The organism is Stenotrophomonas indicatrix (assembly GCA_041545745.1).
GTDB lineage: Bacteria > Pseudomonadota > Gammaproteobacteria > Xanthomonadales > Xanthomonadaceae > Stenotrophomonas > Stenotrophomonas indicatrix_A.
In genome coordinates, this window is record CP168152.1 from 915,665 (window position 1) to 935,462 (window position 19,798).

Annotated in this window: 15 protein-coding genes; 9 read left to right on the forward strand and 6 right to left on the reverse strand. The window is 66.6% G+C overall.

Annotated elements, in window-relative coordinates:
* Positions 1-74 precede the first annotated feature (74 nt).
* Positions 75-767 carry a TorF family putative porin gene (locus ACEF39_RS04140; protein ID WP_089239045.1) on the forward strand — a complete coding sequence of 231 codons (693 nt, stop codon included), beginning with the start codon at positions 75-77 and terminating at the stop codon, positions 765-767.
* A gap of 186 nt (positions 768-953) precedes the next feature.
* Here ACEF39_RS04140 and tdh read toward each other — a convergent pair whose 3' ends face one another.
* Positions 954-1,976: an L-threonine 3-dehydrogenase gene (tdh, locus tag ACEF39_RS04145; protein WP_032952044.1), complete on the reverse strand. Its 1,023-nt coding sequence runs from the start codon at positions 1,974-1,976 to the stop codon at positions 954-956.
* 398 nt (positions 1,977-2,374) lie between these two features.
* Here tdh and ACEF39_RS04150 point away from each other — a divergent pair, with 398 nt between their 5' ends.
* The 7 genes from ACEF39_RS04150 (at position 2,375) to ACEF39_RS04180 (ending at position 10,979) form a co-directional block, all read left to right on the forward strand.
* Positions 2,375-4,537, forward strand: coding sequence for a S46 family peptidase (locus ACEF39_RS04150; RefSeq protein ID WP_500287057.1), 2,163 nt, complete (start codon positions 2,375-2,377; stop codon positions 4,535-4,537).
* 224 nt (positions 4,538-4,761) lie between these two features.
* The gene (locus tag ACEF39_RS04155; RefSeq protein WP_140224725.1) at positions 4,762-5,406 is read left to right on the forward strand and encodes a histidine phosphatase family protein; all 645 of its coding nucleotides are present in this window, start codon (positions 4,762-4,764) and stop codon (positions 5,404-5,406) included.
* Positions 5,407-5,448: 42 nt separating this feature from the next.
* Positions 5,449-6,720 (forward strand): bifunctional tetrahydrofolate synthase/dihydrofolate synthase, encoded by a 1,272-nt coding sequence (gene folC / locus ACEF39_RS04160; RefSeq protein WP_500287058.1) that lies wholly within the window; start codon positions 5,449-5,451, stop codon positions 6,718-6,720.
* A gap of 81 nt (positions 6,721-6,801) precedes the next feature.
* Positions 6,802-7,821: an SPOR domain-containing protein gene (locus ACEF39_RS04165; RefSeq protein WP_500287059.1), complete on the forward strand. Its 1,020-nt coding sequence runs from the start codon at positions 6,802-6,804 to the stop codon at positions 7,819-7,821.
* 46 nt (positions 7,822-7,867) lie between these two features.
* On the forward strand, positions 7,868-8,647 hold the full coding sequence (locus ACEF39_RS04170) for a CvpA family protein (protein WP_500287060.1): 780 nt from the start codon (positions 7,868-7,870) through the stop codon (positions 8,645-8,647).
* Between the two features lie 30 nt (positions 8,648-8,677).
* The gene (gene purF / locus ACEF39_RS04175) at positions 8,678-10,144 is read left to right on the forward strand and encodes an amidophosphoribosyltransferase (protein WP_025878104.1); all 1,467 of its coding nucleotides are present in this window, start codon (positions 8,678-8,680) and stop codon (positions 10,142-10,144) included.
* 10 nt (positions 10,145-10,154) lie between these two features.
* A complete protein-coding gene (locus ACEF39_RS04180) occupies positions 10,155-10,979 on the forward strand; it encodes a ferritin-like domain-containing protein (RefSeq protein WP_500287061.1) in 825 nt (274 codons plus the stop codon).
* A 141-nt stretch (positions 10,980-11,120) separates the two neighbouring features.
* Here ACEF39_RS04180 and ACEF39_RS04185 read toward each other — a convergent pair whose 3' ends face one another.
* Positions 11,121-12,593 carry a T6SS phospholipase effector Tle1-like catalytic domain-containing protein gene (locus tag ACEF39_RS04185; protein WP_500287062.1) on the reverse strand — a complete coding sequence of 491 codons (1,473 nt, stop codon included), beginning with the start codon at positions 12,591-12,593 and terminating at the stop codon, positions 11,121-11,123.
* 220 nt (positions 12,594-12,813) lie between these two features.
* Between ACEF39_RS04185 and ACEF39_RS04190 the strand changes: the two genes are divergently transcribed.
* Complete coding sequence (locus ACEF39_RS04190; protein ID WP_500287063.1) at positions 12,814-14,067, forward strand: M12 family metallo-peptidase; 1,254 nt, start codon at positions 12,814-12,816, stop codon at positions 14,065-14,067.
* A gap of 87 nt (positions 14,068-14,154) precedes the next feature.
* Here ACEF39_RS04190 and lpxH read toward each other — a convergent pair whose 3' ends face one another.
* The 4 genes from lpxH to ACEF39_RS04210 form a co-directional block, all read right to left on the reverse strand.
* Positions 14,155-14,901, reverse strand: coding sequence for a UDP-2,3-diacylglucosamine diphosphatase (gene lpxH, locus ACEF39_RS04195; RefSeq protein WP_500287064.1), 747 nt, complete (start codon positions 14,899-14,901; stop codon positions 14,155-14,157).
* A 59-nt stretch (positions 14,902-14,960) separates the two neighbouring features.
* On the reverse strand, positions 14,961-15,500 hold the full coding sequence (locus tag ACEF39_RS04200) for a phosphatase PAP2 family protein (protein WP_025878111.1): 540 nt from the start codon (positions 15,498-15,500) through the stop codon (positions 14,961-14,963).
* Positions 15,481-16,626 (reverse strand): glycosyltransferase family 4 protein, encoded by a 1,146-nt coding sequence (locus ACEF39_RS04205; protein WP_500287065.1) that lies wholly within the window; start codon positions 16,624-16,626, stop codon positions 15,481-15,483. Before ACEF39_RS04205 ends, ACEF39_RS04200 begins: the two co-directional genes overlap by 20 nt.
* A gap of 166 nt (positions 16,627-16,792) precedes the next feature.
* Positions 16,793-19,717 (reverse strand): TonB-dependent receptor domain-containing protein, encoded by a 2,925-nt coding sequence (locus tag ACEF39_RS04210; RefSeq protein WP_500287066.1) that lies wholly within the window; start codon positions 19,715-19,717, stop codon positions 16,793-16,795.
* Positions 19,718-19,798 lie beyond the last annotated feature (81 nt).

The window sequence follows — 19,798 nt, forward strand, 5'->3', positions numbered from 1 at the left end:
AGGCTGTCTGGCTCCGGTTGCTGCGCCCGCTGCAGATCCCGCCTTCCACGCCACCGACCCCACCGGAGACGCTCATGAAGCACGCCCGTGCCTGCCTCGCCATTGCCGCCGCCCTGACCCTCGCGCCGTTCGCCGCCAGCGCCCAGGACAACGAATCTCCGTACAGCTGGAACGTCACCGCCGTCTCGGACTACCTGTTCCGTGGTGTGTCGCAGACCGATGAGGATCCGACCCTGCAGGCCGGCTTCACCTACACCAGCCCGGTTGGCCTGTATGCCGGCGTCTGGGGCTCGGGCGTGGACTTCGGCGCAGGCGATCCGAAGACCGAGGTCGACTACCTGATCGGCTACGGCGTGGACGTGACCGAGCGCGTCAACTTCGACGTGCTGTTGAACCGTTACACCTACCTCAAGTCCAGCCACCAGAACTACAACGAGCTGATCACCACCACCACGCTGGACGACACCTACAAGCTGACGGTGGCCTACAGCAACGATGTGTGGAACAGCAGCACCGATGGCTGGTACTTCGGCCTGGGTGGCAGCTGGGGCCTGCCGAAGGAGTTCACGCTCAACGCCAACGTCGGTCGCAGCACCTTCGAGGACGGAATCGCCAAGGACTACACCGACTGGAACGTCGGCGTCGCCCGCCAGTTCGGCCTGTTCAATGTCGGCCTGGGCTACTACGGCACCGACGGCAATGGCCGCGACAACTCCGGCAAGCTGGCGCACAGCCGGGTGATGCTGAGCGTGGCAGTCGGAAAGTAACGCCGCAGGCGTTACGGTAGTGCCGGCCGCTGGCCGGCAACACCAAAGAAAAAGGCGCCCAATGGGCGCCTTTTTCAATTCCAGCAGCATGCCTCGCCCCGGCTGGGGGAGAGCCCCCTTGTTGTTCAAGGGGGCGCGCCGACGGCGCGGGGATAAGGAAACCTGCGGGGGAATTGACCCGAAGGGTCAATTCCAGCTCAGCACGACCTTGCCGGCCTTGCCTTCTTCCATCAGGTCGAAGCCCTTCTGGAAATCGTCGATCGGCAGCTGGTGGGTCATCACCTTGCCGAGCGGGAAGCCGGACAGCACCAGCTGGGTCATCTTGTACCAGGTCTCGTACATCTTGCGGCCGTAGATGCCCTGCACGGTCAGGCCCTTGAAGATGATCTTGTCCCAGTCGCAGCCGGCGCCCTTGGGCATGATGCCGAGCATGGCGATCTTGCCGCCGTGGTACATGCAGTCGAGCATGTCGTTGAACGCGCGCGGGTTGCCGCTCATTTCCAGGCCCACGTCGAAGCCCTCCATGTGCAGTTCCTTCATCACGTCCTTCAGCGACGTGTTGGCGACGTTGACCACGCGGGTGGCGCCCATGTCGGCGGCCAGCTTCAGGCGGAAGTCGTTGACGTCGGTCACCACCACGTTGCGTGCACCGATGTGCTTGCAGATGCCCGCCGCGATGATGCCGATCGGGCCGGCGCCGGTGATCAGCACGTCTTCGCCGATGACGTTGAATTCCAGCGCGCAGTGCGCGGCATTGCCGTACGGGTCGAAGAAGGCGGCCAATTCGGACGGGATCTGGTCGGGGATCGGCCACAGGTTGCTGGCCGGCATCACCATGTATTCGGCGAACGCGCCGTTGACGTTGACGCCGATGCCGACGGTGTTCGGGCACAGGTGTGGACGACCGCCGCGGCAGTTGCGGCAGTGGCCGCAGACGATGTGGCCTTCGGCCGACACGCGCTGGCCGATCTCGTAGCCGGTCACGCCCGGGCCGATCTCGGCGATGCGGCCGACGAACTCATGGCCGATGGTCAGGCCCGGCTTGATCGTGCGCTGGCTCCATTCGTCCCACAGGTAGATGTGCAGGTCGGTGCCGCAGATCGCGGTCTTTTCCAGCTTGATCAGGACCTGGTTGGGGCCCGGGGTAGGCACCGGAACCTCTTCCATCCAGATGCCCTTGGCCGCTTCGCGCTTGACCAGGGCCTTCATCGTTTGCTGCGCCATCGGGGTGGAACTCATCAGGGGGAAAGCGCGGATTATAGGGCGCCACGCGGATTTCCCATGTTGCGCTGCGGGTGCATTGGTGGAACGAAAGCTGTGCGCAGGCGGGCGTTTCGAACGTACTGCAGACACCAGCGCCTCCCTGATTCGGAGGGAGGGGGCGTGGTCACCCTGGCCGGGACACGCAAAAGCCCCTCCATGGTGCTCGATGGCGCCATCCTTGGCGCCAACGGTCCCGGCCAGGGTGACCACGCCCCCTCTGGACGGTTCCCGTGCGCGCGGCCGACCTGCGCGCGGTGGAGCGAGGTGGGCCCATGACTTCCGGGGTTCGGGCCGGGGCAGGGCGGCGGGCTACAATCGAAGGTTCCACTACCAGGGGCCGCTCCATGCGCTCGAACCTGCTTGCATTTTCCGTCGTCGCCAGCCTTGGGCTGGTCCAGGTCGCCCATGCCGCTGAAGGCATGTGGGTGCCGCAGCAGCTGCCGGAAATCGCCGGCCCGCTGCAGAAGGCCGGCCTCAAGCTGTCCCCGGAACAGCTGGCCAACCTGACCGGCGATCCGATGGGCGCGGTGGTCGCGCTGGGCGGCTGCACCGCCAGCTTCGTCTCCCCGCAGGGCCTGGTGGTCACCAACCACCATTGTGCCTACGGCGCGATCCAGCTGAACTCGACCGCGCAGAAGAACCTGATCAAGGACGGCTTCAACGCGCCCAGGCTCAGCGATGAACTGAGTGCTGGCCCGAATGCCCGCGTGTTCGTGCTCGACCAGATCACCGACGTCACCGCCCAGGCCAAGGCCGCCATCGCCGGCGCCGGCAAGGACCCGCTGGCCCGCAGCCGTGCGCTGGATGCCTTCGACAAGGCCCAGGTCGCCGCGTGTGAAGCCGATGCCGGCTTCCGCTGCCGCCTGTATTCGTTCTCCGGCGGCAACACCTACCGCCTGTTCCGCAACCTGGAAATCAAGGACGTGCGCCTGGTCTATGCACCTCCGGGCAGCGTCGGCAAGTTCGGCGGCGACGTCGACAACTGGATGTGGCCGCGCCACACCGGTGACTTCTCCTTCTACCGTGCCTACGTCGGCAAGGACGGCAAGCCGGCGGCGTTCTCGGCCGACAACGTGCCGTACCAGCCCAAGCACTTCCTGAAGTTCGCCGATACGCCGCTGGGCGCCGACGACTTCGTGATGGTGGCCGGCTACCCGGGCCGCACCAATCGTTACGCGCTGGCCGGTGAGTTCAACGAGACTGCCAGCTTCACCTACCCGACCATCGCCCGCCACTACAACGCGGTGCTGAAGATGATCGCCGACGCCGGCAAGGCCGACGCTGACGTCAAGGTGAAGTACGCCGCCACCGCCGCCAGCATGAACAACGTGGCCAAGAACTACCTGGGCCAGCTGGAAGGCTTCAAGCGCATCGATGCCGCCGGCCAGAAGCAGGCCGAAGAAGCGGCGGTGCTGGCCTGGCTGAAGAAGCAGGGCGCTGCCGGCAAGCCGGCGCTGGCTGCGCACGCGCAGCTGCTGCAGCACCTGGATACCAGCAAGTCCACGCGCGAGCGCGACCTGTTCGTCGGCCAGTTCAACAACACCTCCGCGGTGGGCGCGGCGATCACCCTGTACCGCCTGTCGATTGAGCGCAGCAAGCCCGACGCCGAGCGCGAAGCGGGTTACCAGGACCGCGACCTGACCACCATCGAGGGCAGCCTGAAGCAGATGGATCGCCGCTACGTGGCGAAGATGGACCAGCAGCTGCAGGCCTACTGGCTCGACCAGTACGTGGCCCTGCCGGCCGCGCAGCGCGACAACGAAGTGTTGAACACGTGGCTGGCCGGCAGCGATGCCACTGCGGTGAAGTCGCTGGTGACCAAGCTGGGTGGCACCGGACTGGGCAGCCTGGACAACCGCCTGAAGTGGTTCAAGGCCGACCGCGCTGCCTTCGAAGCCAGCAATGATCCGGCCATCCAGTACGCGGTGGCCGTCATGCCGGCGCTGCTGAAGCAGGAAGAGAAGAAGAAGATCCGCGAAGGCGAATCGCTGACTGCGCGTCCGCTGTACCTGCAGGCCGTGGCCGACTACAAGAAGAGCCAGGGCGAGTTCGTCTACCCCGATGCCAACCTGTCGCTGCGCATCACCTTCGGCAACGTCATGGGCTATGGCAAGGACGGCGTGAAGTACACCCCGTTCACCACCCTGGAAGGTGTGGCGGCGAAGGAAACCGGTGAAGATCCGTTCGACTCGCCGAAGGCGCTGCTGGATGCGGTCAAGGCCAAGCGTTATGGCGGCCTGGAAGACAAGCGGATTGGTTCGGTGCCGGTGAACTTCCTGTCCAACCTGGACATCACCGGCGGCAACTCCGGGTCGCCGGTGCTGGATGCGCACGGCAAGCTGGTGGGTCTGGCCTTCGACGGCAACTGGGAATCGGTCAGCTCCAACTGGGTGTTCGACCCGGTGATGACCCGCATGATCGCCGTCGACAGCCGCTACATGCAGTGGATCATGCAGGAAGTGGCGCCGGCGCCGCAGCTGCTGAAGGAACTGAACCTGGCCAAGTAAGGCCGTGCCGGCCGCTGGCTGGCAACCCCGGCAGACACTGCGGGGCGGTGCATCCACGCATGGCGTGGATCTACTGCACTCCTGAAACCCCGCGACGTCTGTCGCGGGGTTTTTTCATGCCCCGTCCGGCCCGGTCCGCCGAACAGGTATCATCCCTGTTCCGCGTACTTCACAGGATGTGAACACTGCGCCGGAACTCCTCCCCCCAAGGACCCCTTGTTCGCATGCGCATCCTGCTTGCCCGTCACGGCGAAACGCCGTGGAACGCCGAAGGCCGCTATCAGGGCCAGATCGACATCCCACTTTCGCCCATCGGTGAGGCCCAGGCGCAGGCGCTTGGCGCCCGCCTGGCGTCGGTGGACATCACCCGTGCGGTGGCCTCGCCGCTGTCGCGCGCCCAGCGCACCGCGCAGCTGGCCCTTGGCGCCGCACGCGCCGACATGCTGCTGACCGAGCCGGAACTGCAGGAGATCGCCCACGGTGAGTGGGAAGGTCTGCTGGCCAGCGAAATCAACGAAAAAGATCCGTCGCGCCTGCAGGCGTGGCGCAATGAGCCGGACACCGTGCTGATGCCGGGCGGCGAGTCGCTGCGCCTGGTGCTGGAGCGCAGCTGGCGCGGCCTGGCCCGTGCCACCGAAGGTCTTGGTGAACACGACACGCTGCTGGTGGTCGCTCATGACGCGGTCAACCGGGTGATCCTGTGCAAGGTGCTGGGCCTGCCGCTGTCGCGGCTGTGGACCTTCCGCCAGGCACCGACCACGCTCAACCTGCTTGAAGGGGCCGATCTGGACAGCCTGGAAGTGGTGCGCCTGAACGACTGCGCCCACCACACGCCGTTCTTCGGTGAAGCCAAGCACCGCGCACTCTGAATCTTCTGCCCTGAACCACCTGCACCTGTTGGAAGCCTTGCCGTGAAGAACACCCCGACCACTCTGGCCGAATGGCTGGACTACATTGAACGCCAGCATCCGGCCACGATCGACATGGGACTGGAGCGCGTGCGCACCGTGGCCACCGCGATGGGCCTGGGCTCGCCGGCCAGGCACACCATCGTGGTCGGTGGTACCAACGGCAAGGGGTCCACCGTTGCCTTCATCGAGGCCATCGCGCGCGCTGCGGGCTGGAAGGTCGGTGCGTACACCTCGCCGCACCTGCTGCGCTACAACGAGCGCGTGCGCATCGATGGCCAGGATGCCGATGACGCCGCACTGGTCGCTGCGTTCAACACGATCGAGGCCGCGCGCGGTGATGTAACGCTGACCTATTTCGAATACGGAACGCTGGCCGCGCTGCAGTTGTTCGCCGATGCCGATCTCGATCTGGCCGTGCTGGAAGTCGGCCTGGGCGGCCGCCTGGATGCGGTCAACATCGTCGATGCCGACGTGTCGGTGATCACCACCGTGGACATCGATCACGCCGAATGGCTGGGCGAGGACCGCGAGGCCATCGGTGCCGAGAAGGCGGGGATCATCCGCGGCTGGAAGCCGGTGATCCTGGGCGAGACCGATCCGCCGTCGAGCGTGCTGGCGCGCGCCTACCTGGTAGGTGCCAATGCGATCCGCGGTGGCAGCGACTATTTCTATGAACCAATCGACGCGCAGCGTTGGCGCTGGCGCGATGTCGGCACCCGCCTGGAGCTGCCGACCCCGGCGCTGGCCGGGCCGATCCAGCTGGCCAACGCCGGTGCGGCGATTGCTGCGCTGCGTGCGCTGGACAAGCCGGTGCCGCGTGCGGCATGGGCCGCAGGCGTGGCCGCAGCGCGCATCGCCGGGCGCCTGCAGGCGTTCGAGCGCGATGGCGTGCAGGTCCGCGTCGATGTCGGCCACAACCCGCAGGCGGCCGGCCAGCTGGCGCGCGCGCTGAAGGCCGAGGCGACCCCCGGGCGCACCCTGGCGGTGTACGCCGCGCTGCAGGACAAGGACGCGGTGGGCGTGGTGCAGGCCCTGCAGGAGGTAGTGGGCGACTGGACCCTGGCCGGCCTGGATGGTCCGCGTGGGCAGAGCGCGGCGCAGTTGCAGGCGCGCCTGGCCGATACCGCTGCGGCTGCTGCGGCATTGGCCGACACGGTTGAACAGGCGCTGGCGAAGGTTCTGGCCCGTGCCGAGCGCGGCGACCGGGTACTGGTGTTCGGCTCCTTCCATACCGCCGCCGCTGCGCTGCAATGGCTGCAGGCCCACGCCTGACCGCCGTTCAGCCATTACCGACGCCGTCCGGTCGCGCACCCGTATAATCGACCGCAACGTCCAGCCTGCCGCCTGCCCTACGTGGATACGCCCCTGAAACAGCGTCTGATTGGTGCCATCGTCCTGGTGGCCTTGGCCGTCATCTTCCTGCCGATGCTCGTCAAGGGCCCGGCCCCGGACAGCGGTGTGGCCAATGTGCCGATCGCCGCGCCCGATGCGCCGGCCGATGGCCAGTTCGAAACCCGCGAACTGCCGCTGGTCGCGCCTGCCGGTGGCGCCACCGGGTTGCAGAGCGGCCAGGCCCGTCCCGTCGAGGAGGCCGCCGCACCGGCTGCACCGCCGACCGTGGACACCTCGCCAGCGGTCGCTGCCGGCAATTACGCGGTGACCTTCGGCGCCTACGGCAGCCAGGCTGATGCCGATGCGGTGGTCGCCTATCTGAAGCGCTCGCAGCTTCCGGGCTTCATCGAGACTGCATCGATCAACGGTCGCCCGGCCTGGCGCGTGCGGGTAGGACCGTATGCCGATCGTGCGCAGGCCGAAGCGGGCCGGCTGCAGGCGGTGAAGGTCCGTGCCGACGTGAAGGCAGAAGTCATCACCCTCGATGCCAAGCCCTCGACCAGCGCACCGGTGGCAAGCACCCCGGCGCCCGCTCCGAGCGCCAGCACGCCCGTCGCGGCGGCTACGCCGTCGGCGACCGGCAACCCGGTGCGCAGTGAAAGCCTGCCGCCGAGTACGCCGGCCGCCAAGCCGGAGCCGGCCAAGCCGGTGGCCAAGCCGGAACCGAAGCCCGAGCCCAAGCCGGAAGCGACCGCCAGCAAGCCGGCCACGCCGCCGAGCGCGCCGGCCGCACCGGCCGCCAGCGGAGTGGGTTTTGCCGTACAGCTCGGCGCATTCGGCCAGGCCAACGATGCCAACGCCCTGCGCGACAAGGTGCGCGCGGCAGGCTTCAGCGCCTTCGTCGAGCAGGTGCGCACCGAGAAGGGCAGCCTGCACCGGGTCCGTGTCGGGCCGGTGGCCAACCGCGCCGATGCTGAACAGTTGAAGGCGCAGGTCGCCGCCAAAGTCGGCGTGGCCGGCATGGTACGACCGCACCCATGACCTGTACGCAGCCCCGTTGCCAGCGCCGCCGAAGGAGCGGGGCGCCATGATCGACGTGGTGCTGCTGATCGTGATCGCCGCCTCCACCCTGCTCGGGTTGCTGCGCGGCTTCGTCGGCATCGTCATCGGCACCGTATCGTGGCTGGTGGCCGCCTGGGCGGCCTTCGCCTTCGGCAGTGACGCCGCACGCTGGTGGGCGGCACCGGCCGCGCCCGGCGGCGAGCATTTCATCGGTGGCTACCTCAGCGTCGGCATCGGCGTGATGGTCGTGGTCGCCGTGATCGGCATGGTCATCAAGGCCATCGTCCACCGCAACATGCTGGGCAGCCTGGACCGCCTGCTGGGCGGGGTCCTCGGTGCCGTGCGTGGCGGGCTGATCGCGGCCGTGCTGCTGTTGCTGGCCGGCTTCACCCCACTTACCGCCGAACCGTCCTGGCGCGGCTCGGCGCTGCGCCCGGTGCTGAACCCGGCGGTGGCCTGGATGAACAGCAAGCTGCCGCAGTGGCAGGTGCCGGGCACCGACCTGCTGCCCAAGGCCTTGCCGATGGACGCGCTGTCCCCATCTGCGTTGATGGAGCTGGGCAAGAGCGCCGGCGCCGGAGTGGGCAAGCCGGGGGCGACAGGCGATAATGGCGTACTCGGTCAGATAGTGGCGGGCAGCGGATGGCTGCGGCCTGCGAAGGCGGAACAGGGCGAGGCATACGATCCGGCCGAAGTGCGCCCGGACGCCCCAGCACTACCGGGCAGCATCGAGCCGGACGACCCGGCCAATGTCGACCGCAGACGCGGCGACAACTCTGGCCAGGTACGGCCACCTTCCTTGTAACTGGGCACAGCCCAGCGGAGACCTCGCATCATGTGTGGCATCGTCGGAATCGTCGGCAACCAGAACGTCGCCGGGCAGTTGTATGACGGCTTGACCGTCCTCCAGCATCGCGGCCAGGACGCGGCGGGCATCGCCACCGTCAACGGCAGCCGCCTGCGGGTACAGAAGGCCACCGGCCTGGTCCGCGATGTCTTCGATGCACGCACCATGTCCACCCTGGAAGGCAGCGTCGGCATCGCCCATGTGCGCTACCCGACCGCCGGTTCGGAAGGCATGGACGAGGCACAGCCGTTCTACGTCAATTCGCCGTACGGCATCGCGCTGGCCCACAACGGCAACCTGATCAACACCGAGGACCTGCGCCAGCAGGTGTTCGAGCAGGATCGCCGCAACGTCAATACCGATTCGGACAGCGAAGTGCTGTTGAACGTGTTCGCCTATGAACTGGAACAGCAGCGCCAGCTCAGCCCGGAAGCCGCCATCCGCGCGGTGGCCGGTGTGCACCGCCGCTGCAAGGGCGGCTATGCGGTGGTCAGCGTGGTGCTGGGCCTGGGCCTGGTCGCTTTCCGCGATCCGCATGGCATCCGCCCGCTGGTGCTGGGCAAGCGCAGCCACGCCGAGGGTGACGAATACATCGTGGCCTCCGAGTCGGCCGCGCTGGACGTGCTGGGCTTCCAGCGCGTGCGTGACGTGCAGCCGGGCGAAGCGCTGGTGATCACCGCGCGCGGTGAGCTGTTCTCGGAAATCTGCGCCGAGCCGGCCGAACACACCCCGTGCATCTTCGAGTACGTGTACTTCGCACGCCCCGATTCGATGATCGACAACGTGTCGGTGCACAAGGCGCGCATGCGCATGGGCATCAAGCTGGGCGAGAAGATCCTGCGCCTGCGCCCGGACCACGACATCGACACCATCATCCCGATCCCGGACACCTCGCGCGATGCCGCGCTGGAGATCTCCAACGTGCTCGGGGTGAAGTACCGCGAAGGCTTCATCAAGAACCGTTACATCGGCCGCACGTTCATCATGCCGGGCCAGGGCGAACGGGTGAAATCGGTGCGCCGCAAGCTCAACCCGATCCACCTGGAGTTCCGCAACCGCGTGGTGCTGCTGGTGGACGACTCGATCGTGCGCGGCACCACCAGCCAGCAGATCGTGCAGATGGCGCGTGACGCCGGCGCACGCAAGGTCTACCTGGCCAGCGCCGCGCCGCCGGTGCGTTACCCGAACATCTACGGCATCGACATGCCGGCCGCTGAAGAACTGGTCGCGCACAACCGCAGCATCGAGGAAATCGAAGCGCACCTGGGCTGCGACTGGCTGATCTACCAGGACATCGAAGACATGGAAGCGGCGGTGAGCGAAGGCAATCCGGCGCTGCGCAACTTCGATTCCTCGTGCTTCAACGGCCATTACCCGACGGGCATCGAGCCGGGGTACTTCGAGCGCATCCAGCAGCTGCGTTCGGACGACGCCAAGCACAAGCGCCGCGCCTGAGGTCCAGGCGGTGATCGACGTGCCTGACGTCGGCGGCAATCTGCTGCGCGCCGCGCAGCAGTGCCTGGCCGAAGCCGATCCCCTGCGCAAGGTCGCACTGACCCAGGCCTACGCCAGTGCGTTCCGCGCCGGCCGGCTGAAGGTGCCGGCGGATGCGCCGGACGCCGAACCGATCCGCATGCCGGGCCGACCGCCGCAGCTGCTGATGGTGCATCCGCGCGAAGTGCCCCGGCGCGGCCTGGGCGGGGTGGAGGGGCGCGCGGCGTTCATCCATGCCATTGCCCATATCGAGCTCAATGCGATCGACCTGGCTTGGGACGCGGTGTACCGCTTTCGCGGTCTGCCGGCTGCATTCCATGCCGACTGGGTGAGCTGCGCCGACGACGAATCGCGGCACTTCATGCTGCTGCGCGAGCGCCTGCTGGCACACGGCCATGAGTACGCCGATTTCCCTGCGCATAACGGCCTGTGGGAAATGTGCGAGAAGACCGCACACGATGGTCTGGCACGCATGGCGCTGGTGCCGCGCGTGCTGGAAGCGCGCGGGCTGGACGTGACCCCGGGCATGATCGACAAGCTGCGCAATGTCGGTGACGGTGAAACCGCCGATGTGCTGGAAGTGATCCTGCGCGAGGAGGTTGCACACGTTGCTGCCGGTTCGCGCTGGTTCCGCTGGTACTGCGAGCGCGCCGGCGTCGAGCCACGTGCACGTTTCAAGGAATTGCTGGTTGAATATGCTGGTGGCTATCTGCACGGGCCGTTCAATCTCGAGGCCCGCCTGCTGGCCGGGTTCGATGGCGACGAGCTGGCCAATTTGATCGAACAGGCGGGTTGACCGGCGTCGGTTGATCCATCATCCACGCATGGCGTGGATCTACTGCAAGGCCGGTGCCCCGGTGGATGAGGTCCACCCGCCACCCCAGTAGATCCACGCCATGCGCGCTTTCAGTAGATCCACGCCATGCGTGGATGCAGTTCACGCGTTCGGCAACACCACGCGCCTGCCATCCACCGTTGGCCGGTTGATGTAGAACAACCCCGGCCCGGGGCGATACGGCAACTCGCTGACACCGGCGTCGGCGGTGTAGGTCAGGGCGGTATCGCCCAACGCGTCGAAATTCCAGTGTGCGGACTGCATCAGGTAGCGGCGACGCAGCAACGCTTCCTGCGTCGGGGTCAGTGGCTGGCCGGCGATCAGGCGGCGCGCGATCGGCTGCAGCGCGCCGGGCAACTCCCAACCCGCCACTTCGGCGGCGTCGGCGGTCCAGGTCACGCCGGCATCGATGGCATGCTTCTGCATCACCTGCAGCGAAACCAGCTGATAGCGCCAATCGATGCGCCGGTGCAGCACCACTGCAGCGGTGACATACAGCACCGGCGACATCAGCACGCTGCGGCTGCCCGCGCGTCGCTGCTGCTGCCACTGGTGCCAGACATCAACCCACACTTCCTTCGGGTTCAACCCCAGCTGCTGCCGCCAGCGTTCGGCGTCGGCCTGTGCTTCCGCGTAGGCGGTCGTCGCCTGCAGCAGGGCCAGTGGCGGCGTCTGGTAGTCCTCCACGCCGGGCCGGCGCAGCTGCTGCCGTCGCGGCCGGCTGAGCAGCTTGGGCCCTTCCTCCACCTGGTCGTAGCCACCTCCGATGTTGGCGTGCACACCGGGCAGTGCGATTTCGGGATGGGTCGGTGCCACCGTGGTCAACGCATAGTGCTGGCGATGCTCATCGCGCGCGCTGAGCTGCAACACAGCCTCGGCGATGCCCGCGGGCAGCGCGATGCGGGGGTGCTCGTCGGCGCGGCCGCCGTTGACGGCGACCACCGTATCGAACAGGCCGATGAAGCGCAGCGTCGGACGCGGCAGGGCGAAGTCGGTGCTGCACGGAAGCCCCGCCTGCAGCAGCAGCTGCCGCCAGCGCGTGGCATCCCACCCGCGCAGGTGGTTGGCCACATCGCGCGCGGAGGCCGCGCCACGCGAGTAGCCGAACAGATCCAGCTGCACGCTGTGCAGGGGCGCGCGCCACTGCGACGCAAGAGCCGACAATGCCGCCGGCAGCAGCACCTGCAATGCACGCTGCACCTTCGCCTGCACGCCGCTGGCGCCAATCCCGAAAGCCAGACCGATCAGGTCGTCCTCTGCATCATCGCGGGTGCCGACGCCTTCAACATAGATCGCCAGCGAAGGTACGCTGCCGGGCGTGCGCCGGCTGTCCGGATACAACTGATGCAGGCGCGCGACGTTGGTGGCACCGTTGTCGTAGCTGCTGGTCAACCGGCTCTGGTAGGTCGAATCATCATCGGCGCGGAGCAGGGCGGGGCGCGGTCGCGGCGTCTGCCGGTGGCCCTGCGCCAGGTTGTGCGCGTTGTTGCGGGTGCCGTCGAAGAACAGGCCGATCCGCAGCAGGCCCGGGTCAGCCCTTGTTTCACCGCTGTGCTGCGCTGGCGCCATGTGCATCCCCTGTCGTGGCCACGTCACGGTAGCGCGAAAGCCGCGTGTTGGCGAAGTGTACTGATGCTTTTGACCTGACTGAACGCAGATGCGGTCGATCACAGATCGCGATTTCCATTCCTCTTGTCTATTGAATTCACACGCCCTGCGCAGGCCTGATGGCCGAACCCGGCACTCCGGGCCGTGCTGCATCAACGCTGTCTACTTCACTCCAAGGAGCGACAAGATGATGTCCAGATCGATAGGTAGAGCGACAGGTGGTCTGTTGTTGGGATTGTCGGTAGCGGCGGCCGCCCACGCGACGCCGCTGTTCGAGCCGGTCACCGTGCTCAGCCGTGCATCGGCCACCAGCGAGCCGGCACTGGGGCGATTGCTGGCCACCCCGTCCACCGCCGCCGTACAGGAAGTGCGTGTCGATGCTGCCGCCATCGCGCAGCCGCAGCTGGAATTCGAGCTGCTCGGGCAGAAGGTGCAGGCCGTTCGCAGCAAAGTCGAAGCGCTGCCCGATGGTGGCAGCATCTGGTACGGCCAGTTGCGCGCGCCGTCCGATCGCCTGCAGGCGGCCACGTCCAATGGCCAGGACGATCCGGGCAATTCGCTGATTTTGGTGCGCTCGGGCAATACCCTCACCGGCTCGATCCGCAAGGACGGCAAACTGTATCGACTGCGCCCGCTGGGCAATCGCCACGTGCTGGTCGAGGTGGATGAATCGCGGATGCCGGCCGACCATCCGGCCGACTACAACCAGTTGCCGAAGATCGCCATGCCGGCCAATGATCGCCTCGGCACCGCGCAGGCCTCGCCGGGCAGTCCGGCGACCATCCGCGTGCTGGTGGTGGCAACCAACGCTGCAGTAGCTGCCTATGGTGGCAACATGCAGTCGCTGGTGCAGTTGGCCGTTGCCGAATCCAACCGGGGCTACACCAACAGCAACGTGGGCCTGACCCTGCAGCTGGCCGGCTATGAAACCACCAGCTACACCGAGTCCGGCAATTTCACCACCGACCTGTCGCGCTTCCGTGGCACCAGCGACGGCTACATGGACAGCATCCACAACAGCCGCAACAACACCGCTGCCGACGTAGGCGTACTGCTGATCAACAACACCAGCTATTGCGGGCTGGCATCGGGCATCGGTTCCACTGCATCGACCGCGTTTGCTGCGGTGTACTGGGATTGCGCCACCGGCTACTACTCCTTCGCCCATGAAATCGGCCATCTGCAGAGCGCGCGTCACGATATCGCCAGTGATCCGAGCACGTCACCGTATGCCTATGGCCATGGCTATCGTTATGAGCCGGCCAGCGGGTCGCGCTGGCGCACGATCATGGCCTACGACTGCTCGGCCGGCTGCCCGCGGCTGAACTACTGGTCCAATCCGAACATCAGCTACAACGGCGTGCCGATGGGCATCGCCAGCAGTGCCGACAACCAGCGCGTGCTGGTCAATACCAAGGCCACCATCGCGGCCTTCCGCTGAGGCCAAGCGCCGACCAGGGTCGGCGTCTACCCGGGCGGGTGCACCTGCTCTGGTAGATGCCAACCTTGGTTGGCACCCTGCGATCCATCAGTCGCGGCTGAGCGTATCCAGGGTCCAGCCGTTGGCATCCACGCGCAGCACCGAGCCCTGTTCGTACCAGTCCCCCAGCACGATGCGGGTGCAGCTGCGTCCGCCGGCCTGCAGGGTGTGGATCGCCGGGCGATGGGTGTGGCCATGGATCATCGTGTCCACACCGTGGCGCACGTACGTGGCTTCCACTTCGCCCGGGGCGACGTCGGTGACGGTTTCAAACTGCGCACGGTCGCCCTGTTTCATTTCCGACTGGCGTGCCTGGCTGGCATCGCGTGCTTTCTGCGCGAAGGCGATGCGCGCTTCCAGCGGCTGCGACAGGAACTGCGCCTGGAAGACAGGATCGCGGGTCTGGGCGCGGAACTGCTGGTAGGGAATGTCATCGGTGCACAGCAGGTCGCCGTGCTGCAGCAGCACCGGGCGACCGTACAGCTCGATCATGCACGGGTCCGGCAGGATGCGCAGGCCGGCGCGGCGGGCATAGTCTTCGCCCAGCAGGAAGTCTCGATTGCCGCGGATGAAGAAGACCGGCACGCCGCTGTCGGACAGTGCCTTCAGTGCATCGGCCACCGAATCGGCTGCGGCCGAGGGCGTGTCATCACCGATCCAGGCTTCGAACAGATCGCCAAGGATGTACAGCGCGTCGGCGCCGGGGGCCTCCTCGCGCAGGAAGCGCAGGAACAGGTCGGTGATGGCCGGACGGCTGGGGTCCAGATGCAGATCGGAGATGAACAGCGTGGTCATGCGGATATTCTAGGGCATCGCTTTGCCGGTAGCGCAGGGCCCTGCGCAGTCGCTGTGCATCACACCGGCAACGGCAGCCAAGCCAGGCTGGCCGAGGCCAGCAGTGCCGCGATGCCGGTGGCGGCCAGAACGTCACTCGGGTAGTGCAGGCCCAGTACTACGCGTGACAGGCCCACGCCGAAGGTGAACGGCACCAGCAGCGGTGCCAGCCAGGGGTAGTAGGCCAGCGCGACGATGGTGAACGACACCGCGTGCAGGGTATGGCCGGACGGGAAACTGAACTCATCCAGCGGCGCCACCCAGGCACGGATACGCAGGTCGGCCGCGTACGGCCGTGGTCGCCGGGTCCAGCGCTTCAGCCCCTTGTACAGCAGCAGCGCGGCCAGCCCGGTGGCGGCCATGTGCACCGATGCGCGCAGGCCGTCGAAGCCATCAATGAGTACCAGTGCGCCCATCAACACGTACCAGAACACGCCATCGCCGAGCCGGCTGATGATCGAAAAGACGCGCCGCACGCGGCGACGTCGGCAGTAGTGGTTGGCACGGCGGCACAACCGTGCTTCGCGGCCGGCCAGCAGTTCAAGCGGCGTGGTGCGCATGTCCGCTCCTCCGCGCGCTGGCCAGTTCCGCCAACAGGCTCTCGAACTCCGCCACCACCTGCTGTGGGTGCAGCCGCTTCATCGCCCGTGCCGCGTTGCCACCCAGTTCGCGGCGCAGGGCGTCATCGGCAGCCAGTTGTACTGCTGCCTGCACGAACTGCTCGTCGTCATCCACTGCCGCACCGTTCTCGCCGTTGCGCAGGTACTCGCGGGCCGCGCCGTAGTCGAAAGCGACCGTGGCCAGACCGCTTGCCATGCTTTCCAGAGTCACGTTGCCGAATGTCTCGCTGCGGCTGGGGAAGAGGAACAGATCGCCGCTGGCGAAATGGCGGGCGAGGGCATCGCCGCGCTGGATGCCGCAGAAGATGAAATCGGGATTCTCATGCGCCAGCTTCTCGCGCGCCGGGCCATCGCCGACCCAGATGAAGCGTGCTTTCGGGCGCACCTGCTGCAGCTTGCGGAAGGCCTTCACCGCCAGGCCGAGGTTCTTTTCGGCGGCAATGCGGCCAACGTAGATCGCCGCCAGGCCCGTGCCATCGATACCCCATTCCTCGCGCAGTGCCGGGTCGCGGCGCGACGGGTCGAACTGCTGGCTGTCGACCGCTCGCGCGAGCAGGCGCACACGCTCGAAACCCTGCTCGGTCAGGAATTCCTGCAGTTCGCGGGTGGGCACCAGGGTCGCGTCGGCCTGGTTGTGGAAGCGGCGCATCCAGCGCATTGCCGCCGACTGCAGCCACGCCACGCCATAGTCGGGCAGGTATTCGTCGAAGCGGGTGTGGAATCCGGTAGCCACCGGAATGCCGAGGCGCCGTGCGGTGCGCAGCGCCGACCAGCCCAGTGGGCCCTCGGTCGCCACGTAGACCGCATCCGGGCGCTGCTGCCGCCAGTGCCGGCCCAGCCGGATCGGTGCCGGCAGGCCGAAGCGCAGGCCGGGGTAGCGCGGCAAGGCCGCGCCCGGTACCAGCAGGGTATCCGGCGCCGCATCCAGTGCTTCGCTGACCTGTCGTGGACGGATCAGGTCGACCTCGTGGCCGGCGGCGCGCAATCCCTGCTCCAGGCCCTGCACGGTCAGTGCGACGCCGTTGATCTCCGGCGGGTAGGTTTCGGTGACGATGGCATAGCGCATGGCGGGCCTCCGGTTTTACGCATGCTCAGGCCTGGCGATGTAGCCGACATGACCGCTTTGCGACAGCGCGATGACGGCCAGGCAAGGCGATGTCTGCGTAGTTCAGGGGCACAAAAAAACCACGGCCCCGAAGGGCCGTGGTCGTGGCGTTGCGCCAGCGTGTGGATCAGAAGCGCTGCTGGTACTTCATGTAGACGAAGCGACCGATGTCGAAGCCGCCGTAGTAGGAGAAGTTGGAACTGGGCTGGCTGTACAGGATCGGTCCCTGGCGGGCGAACACATTGTTGGCGCCGATCGAAACGGTGGCGTTCCATGGCAGGTTGTAGCGCGCCTGTACATCATGGAACGTGACCGAGCCGCGTCGGTTGTAATCGCGGCTGCCGCTGTACCAGGGCGCGCGCTGGTCCGGATCGGAACATTCGTCCGGATGGCCGCTTGCGTCCAGGCAGCGTTCCTTGACGGCGGAGAAGTAACGCAGGCTCCAGGTGAGGCCCAGGTTGCCCTGCTCCCAGCCCAGCGATGCGTTGGAGCGGACCCGGAAGCCGATACCTCCGTTGGTGGCGATGCCATTGCTGGGAATCGGCGGCACATCCGCCTCGTTGGTGGTCCGTTCCTCGGCGGCAACCACATAGGTTGTCCTCCAATCGGCGCGCAGCGTGCCCCAGCGGGTTTCGACCTTGTGGCCGATCTCCAGGTCATAGCCTTCTGCCTGGCGGAAACCACTGTTGCGGTTGCCGTAACTGAGCTTGTCGACGATACCCAGTTCCGGGTCACGGGTGAAACTGCCACAACGTTCTGCGATGCCCAACTCGTAGCAGTCGCGGAGGATGTTGTTGGGATGGTCTGCGACGATGGTGTTCTCGATGCGGATCTTCCACCAGTCCAGTGCGATGTGAAGTCCTTCGGCAAACGTCGGGCTCCAGACCAGGCCCAGTGTGCGGCTGGTCGAGGTCTCCGGTTCCAGATCCGGATTGGAGCCGTTGGTGAAGGGGAGGGGTGTCTGTCCACTGCTGCCGGTGATCGGCTCGTTGCCCTGGCCGAGCTGGCGGTAGCTGTCGGCATTGGCGATGTCGGCGGCGCAGCGTGCACGCACTTCCGGACTGCTCGCCGCAGCACCGTAGACGGTGTCGCAGGGATCACGGAAGCCGGTGGTGAAGGTTTCAGAACCACCGCCATACAGATTGGAGATGGTCGGTGCGCGGAAGCCCTGGGCCCACGTGCCGCGGACCAGCAGCTGGTGGATCGGCTTCCAGGTGAAGCCGAACTTGCTGTTGAGGGTGCCGCCGAAGGTGGTGTAGTCCGAGTATCGGGTAGCGGCGCTCAGGCTCAGCTCACGCGCACCGGCCAGGTCGCGCAGCACCGGCACGCTCAGCTCCAGATAAGCCTCGTCTACACGGTAGCCACCGCCGGTGGGGCCTGCGGCCAGATTGGTGGTGGCACCGGTCTGTGCCAGCGCATCGGGGATGAAGCGGCCATCCTCGCGGCGGCTCTCCGCACCCACTGCGAAGCCCAGCTCACCTGCAGGCAGGGTGGCGAGACTGCCGCTGAGGTTGGCGAACAGGTTGCGGGTAGTGGTACGGCCGCGGGTGAGTTCCTCAGGGAACAACCAGTCCTGCAGTTCCGGGTTGCCGGTCAGACCATAGGGATCATCCTGGCCATAGGGCACCAGCGGGTTCCAGGGCCTGCACCCGCTGATCGGCGCCTCCGGTGTACCGCACTCGACCTTGCCGGTGGCCGGATTGTAGAAGGACGGCCCGGTGGCATCGGCGACGCGTTGCTTGTGCAGGTTGCCGGTGGCGCGTTGGGTCAGTTCGCTGCGGTTGTACTGGTAGCCGGCTTCCCAGTCGAAATCGCGACCGCCGAACGCGAAGCTGCCCTCGAACGCAGCCACGCCCTGCCAGGAGGTCAGTTCGCTGGTACTGACGCGCGGAATCTCCCACGTGCGGCGGTTCCAGTGCACGTCGCTGGGCGTTTCGTAGCCGTGATGGCTGCCGAACGGATTGAACCAACTGTCGACGGACATCGGCGTGATGCCGGCTGCGCCGGACTGGAACGGGTAGCCGGCGACCTGGCGCCTGGTGGTGCGTTGGTTGTAGGCCAGCTGAGTGTTGAAGCGGACCTGGTCGTTCAGATCCACGCGCGCGTCAACGAAGATCGAGTCGCGCCTGATCGGTGTCTGCAGGTGCATCTGCTCGTTGCTGTTGCTGACATCACCGGTGAACGGCGTGTTGTCGCTGAGATGGAAGCTGTCCGGCCCCCCCGGCTGGCTGCCACGGTCGAGCGAATAGCTGCAGCCACGGCTGTTGCTGCAGCCCGGGCCCTTGAAGCCGGTGATGCGGCCCCACTGGCCGACCGTGGTCCAACCATCGTCCGGATGACGATCGGTATAGGTGTAGGCACTGAAGTCCCGGTCCCTCGCCCACACGCCCTTTTCTTCGACATGCTCGGCGGCGAGGCTGATCGAGGCGCGTTCATTCGACCAGCCGCCAACCACGTCGTACTGGGTGCGGGCGCCGTCGCCTTCGCTGAACTGGCCATGGTAGACGCTGGCGGTCACGCCCTCGACGTTGCGGCGGGTGATGATGTTGATCACGCCGGCCATGGCGTCGGAACCGTAGATGGCCGATGCGCCATCCTTCAGTACTTCCATGCGCTCCACGGCAGCGGCAGGAATGCTGGAGACGTCCTGGTAACCACTGGTTGTCATGCCCAGGCGTTTGCCATTGATCAGCACCAGCGTGCGCTGCGCACCCAGTCCGCGCATGTCCACGTAACTGCCACCGGCGGTTTCGCCAGCGCTGAGCGGGCTGGCGCGGCTCAGTGCCGGGCTGCCGGTTGCGGTGAGGTTCTGCAGGATGTCGGCGACGGAATTGAAGCCTTGCCGCTCGATGTCAGCGCGGCTGATGGTCAGCACAGGCTGTGCGGTTTCCAGATCGACCTGGCGGATGCGCGAGCCAGTGATCTCGATGCGGTCCAGGGTGGTGGCTTCAACGGAATGCTGGGCGAATGCGGGAACGGCCAACGCAGTGGTGGCTGTCACCGCAAGCGCTCGACGGATCGCCAACCCAAGTTCGGGAATACGGATGGTCATGGGTCTCTCTCTCTTCCAATTCATCGGTGCGCGGCCAAGCAGGGCTGCGCCAGTTCCACCGCGGGCGGTGGACGTTCAAAC